The organism is Endozoicomonas sp. (assembly GCF_051008435.1).
GTDB lineage: Bacteria > Pseudomonadota > Gammaproteobacteria > Pseudomonadales > Endozoicomonadaceae > Endozoicomonas_A.
In genome coordinates this window covers 1-3571 of record NZ_JBPCXO010000214.1, presented here as the reverse complement: position 1 = coordinate 3571, position 3571 = coordinate 1, and the positions used below count along the sequence as shown (strand labels likewise).

At 46.6% G+C, this 3571-nt stretch carries 4 protein-coding genes; 1 reads left to right on the top strand and 3 read right to left on the bottom strand.

The window, feature by feature from the left end; genetic code table 11:
- The coding region (locus ACR2PX_RS11055) for a type I secretion C-terminal target domain-containing protein (protein ID WP_433999415.1) at nucleotides 1–436 on the top strand (436 nt) is incomplete at its 5' end.
- On the opposite strand, the gene ACR2PX_RS11050 is transcribed toward ACR2PX_RS11055, so the two are convergent.
- The 3 genes from ACR2PX_RS11050 to ACR2PX_RS11040 all read right to left on the bottom strand — a co-directional run bounded on the left by ACR2PX_RS11050 (nucleotide 424) and on the right by ACR2PX_RS11040 (nucleotide 3264).
- Entirely contained in the window at nucleotides 424–1527 is a 1104-nt protein-coding gene (locus tag ACR2PX_RS11050; RefSeq protein ID WP_433999414.1) for a hypothetical protein, read from the bottom strand. The two genes, ACR2PX_RS11055 and ACR2PX_RS11050, sit on opposite strands and share 13 nt — an antisense overlap.
- 47 nt (nucleotides 1528–1574) lie before the next feature.
- Entirely contained in the window at nucleotides 1575–2714 is a 1140-nt protein-coding gene (locus ACR2PX_RS11045; protein WP_433999413.1) for a pentapeptide repeat-containing protein, read from the bottom strand.
- A gap of 217 nt (nucleotides 2715–2931) precedes the next feature.
- A complete protein-coding gene (locus ACR2PX_RS11040; protein ID WP_433999412.1) occupies nucleotides 2932–3264 on the bottom strand; it encodes an ArsR/SmtB family transcription factor in 333 nt (110 codons plus the stop codon).
- Nucleotides 3265–3571 lie beyond the last annotated feature (307 nt).

The following is a 3571-nucleotide window of genomic DNA, read 5'->3' as shown; positions in this document are numbered from 1 at the left end:
ACTGACAGCAACGACTACAGAGCAGATAGATCAGGAAACAGTTAACACCGATCAGAGTGACCAGATCACGGGTGGTGCTGGAGATGATATTCTGACCGGAGGGAATGATAGTGATACCTTTATCTGGAACTCTTCCGATTTGGGATCAGCTGCAACCCCAGCAGAAGATACCATCAAGGATTTCCATACCGGCTCCGGTGGAGATACTATTGATCTGAGTGATGTTTTGGTAAGCGATTCAGAGCCTCTGGATCAATACCTTAGCCTTAACTTCAATAATGGCGACACCACTATCGAAGTTAAGGCCGATGCGAATGGCGATGTTACCCAGAAGATAAAGCTGGAAGGCGTCGATCTCTCTGGATATGGCGGAGGCAGTAGTGATTCAGAGATTCTGAACAACCTGATCAGTGATGGTAACCTTCAGATCGACTGATCCGGTATCGATTGTGGGGGAAACAGTTTGTAACGCCAGCCTTTCCCTACATTCCGGGAATCTCCACGACGATGTTCACGAGTCTTTGGGCTACCGGCGAAAGACAGACGCTCCTTAACCAACTTCTCAGCTTGATCTGCTGTCAAACCAGCTTCAGAAGTCAGCTGGTTTTTGATCCGGTCACGCCACCAGATCGTATCATCCGAAAAGTTTTTTCCCAACTGATTGGCATGAGCCAAAGTGATGTGAAACTTATCCAGATCCAGTGCTGCTGAATTAAAATGTCTCAGTAAAGTTGTCAGCTCCAGGAGCTCTATCTCAAGATCTGGATTGAGCATATTGAAGGTATAGGTCACCTGCTGAGCTTCATTAAGAGAAAGAGAAAGCTCATCCGTTACTCCTCCACCAGGTTTGGTCTGCACGGGCATAGTTTTATATTTGAGCGCTTTCCCGGGAATATAAAGATGACCAGAGTCTTTAAACTGGGTTTGATCAAGCTCTTCTCCAGCAGATTCAAAAAGCCGGTTGCCTGTCGAATACGAGTCTCCCACTGCCTGAACCAAACTGCTACGGCCACTCCCCTCTGATCCCAGAACCAACCAATAATCCGGCACTTTTCTGGCTTGCCACTTTTTGATCTTTGCGGGTGATGGCAGCTTTACCCCTGGATTGTCAGGGTTACCCCCCAATTTCAGATAAAGATCTTTAAAGCGACGATAAACACTGTCTTCTGTGGTTTCCAGAAACCCTTGATAAAGCTGTAGCTGGTTGAGCCATCGAACTGACTTCAGGCTATCACCTTTCAGAATTGCATTTTCAGCCCGGAACAACAAAGTTATGGCCGTCTTGTCTCTGGCCCAGCTTGATACCACCGACAGAACCCGGCAAGCCAGTAAAGCCAACCCATTAGAGAGCGGTTTGATTTTTCTCTCAGTCAGAGACCTATCAACAAAGGGAGAGGGTGTATCGGGAGACTGCCTTTGGGCATTCACAGGTCGTACAGACTGATCTTGATGTTGACTGGTAGAAATGTGAGGCGGCCCGGATAACAAATCAGGCCGCTGATTTGACTCAGGAGGTAATGAATCCATTGTTTACCTCCTTTATATTCTTACCCAGAGCCTGACTCAACGGATACTCATTCGATTGAAGTTTCTCCATCCAGACCCGTATGGTTCATTGTCCAGGCCCCAAAATCAGAATCCCGAATCATGGCCCCTATAAATGAGCTGCGATCAAACCGGGCATGACTGAACTCGGCCTGATCAATCGTTATATGATCGAGACGACAGTGGTTAAACGATGGACTTTCTTCAAGACTGTAACACTCCCTGAACTCACCCTGTTCAAAAACCACCTCGTTGAACTGAGTTCCTTCCATCAACGCTGAATCCAGATCAACCCGGGTAAAATAACTGTTTGAGATCCGGGTTCTGACCAACTTGGGAACATTGAACTCACAATCTGTCATAACGACCCTGTTCAACGTTCCTCCGGAAAACACAGGCCCTTCCTGTAGACTGTCACAGCCCCTGAATTGACACTCTTCCATCAGAACATTATTGAAATGAGTACTCGTCAGGGTGCAATCCCTGAATTCAATATTTCTGAGCTCCGATCCCGTGAAGTTCGCATCATCCAGGAAACCATGAATGATCTGACTGTTATGCATCTTTAAACCCATGCATGAACTGTTATGAAAGCTTTGAGCTCCCATATTGCAGCTATCAATCACAGCATTATCCAGACAACTATGATCAAAATTAGCAGCAAACAGATTGCAATCCACCAGGCGGGCATCGTCCAGCCTGCACTGCCTAAGGTCTGAACCTTCCAGGATGGAATCTTCAAAGATAGTGTCCTTTAGATCTGCCCCTCTGAAATCAACACCCGACAAATCACAACCTTTAAACCTGGCTCCACGCAACTGCGCCTTTCTGAAATTAGTCCCTTTCAGATCCGTCTGATTGAAACAGACCCTTTCCAGATCTCTGCCCTCAAGCGACACCTCTCTCAGAATTTGCCATGGAGGTACATTCATACCAGGATGAAGAAGATCAAGAAGCTCTGAAGCCACATCAACAGACGCCCGATCACTCATCACCAGCTGGGCTTCTCTGGCAGGTTCGATAGCAATGCTGTAATCGCCCAGTCCTTTCAGCAGAATGGTACTTTTGCCGGAGAGACCTGAGGTTCTCATCCCCTCTGTGGCCAGCACATCAAATCGACCCAATCCCTCTTGGGTGCTTTGCCTGGTATCTTTCCCTGAATCGGACACCACTGCGCCTCCCTGGCTTATAGTTAACGGTCCACTGTGATAATCATTTCATCTTCAAGACTGAAGGGATGATTTTCTTCGCCTATGGCTGTCTATTGAAGTCGCCCGATGAACGGAAAGGTTTAGATTGCGGTCACCAAAAGACAACGATAACCGCAGGAGGGTGGGTCTTTATGAAGTAAGAAAGAATGAGACATTAGTCCATCTTTTATAAGCGTCAGTCACAGGGCTCCAGTACATGACTGGCAAGATCGAGCACAACATGCCGGATATGATGGTCATCCAACTCATAGAGCACCTGCTTTCCTCTACGGGAGGACTTGAGGATTCTTGCTTCTCTGAGCCCTCTGAGATGGTGGCTGGTTAATGGTTGGGACATACCTGAAATTTCTGACAGGCAGCAAACAGGCTGTGGAGCATCAATACAGGCCATAACCAACTTGAGGCGCCCCTCATCCCCCAGAAGTCTGAAAAGAGAGGCCAGCCTGGCCAACTGCTCTGAAGACATTTCTGGTAATTCAGTACAACAGGGCTGATGAGATTCAGTCATAGAGAATTACAATTTAAAAGTATGTTTAGATTAAACCGCCATGAGCTAAAAATATCAGCTCATCTTTATACTACCCGAACAAGTCTAACTCGACTCACCCGGCACCTGAAGTCAGACACCATTACTTTTGAAAAATTCACCAAAAATAACCAGACCTCACATTACAATCGAAATGTCCAGTCTAGGAGCCTGACCGAGAATAGGTTATTCAGATATCCAAAATCACAAAATGAGCAAAAAACATCCATATCTCCGACGTGATTTGCTCATTTTTACAGATTGGCAGCCTTTTACCGCCTTTATGCTG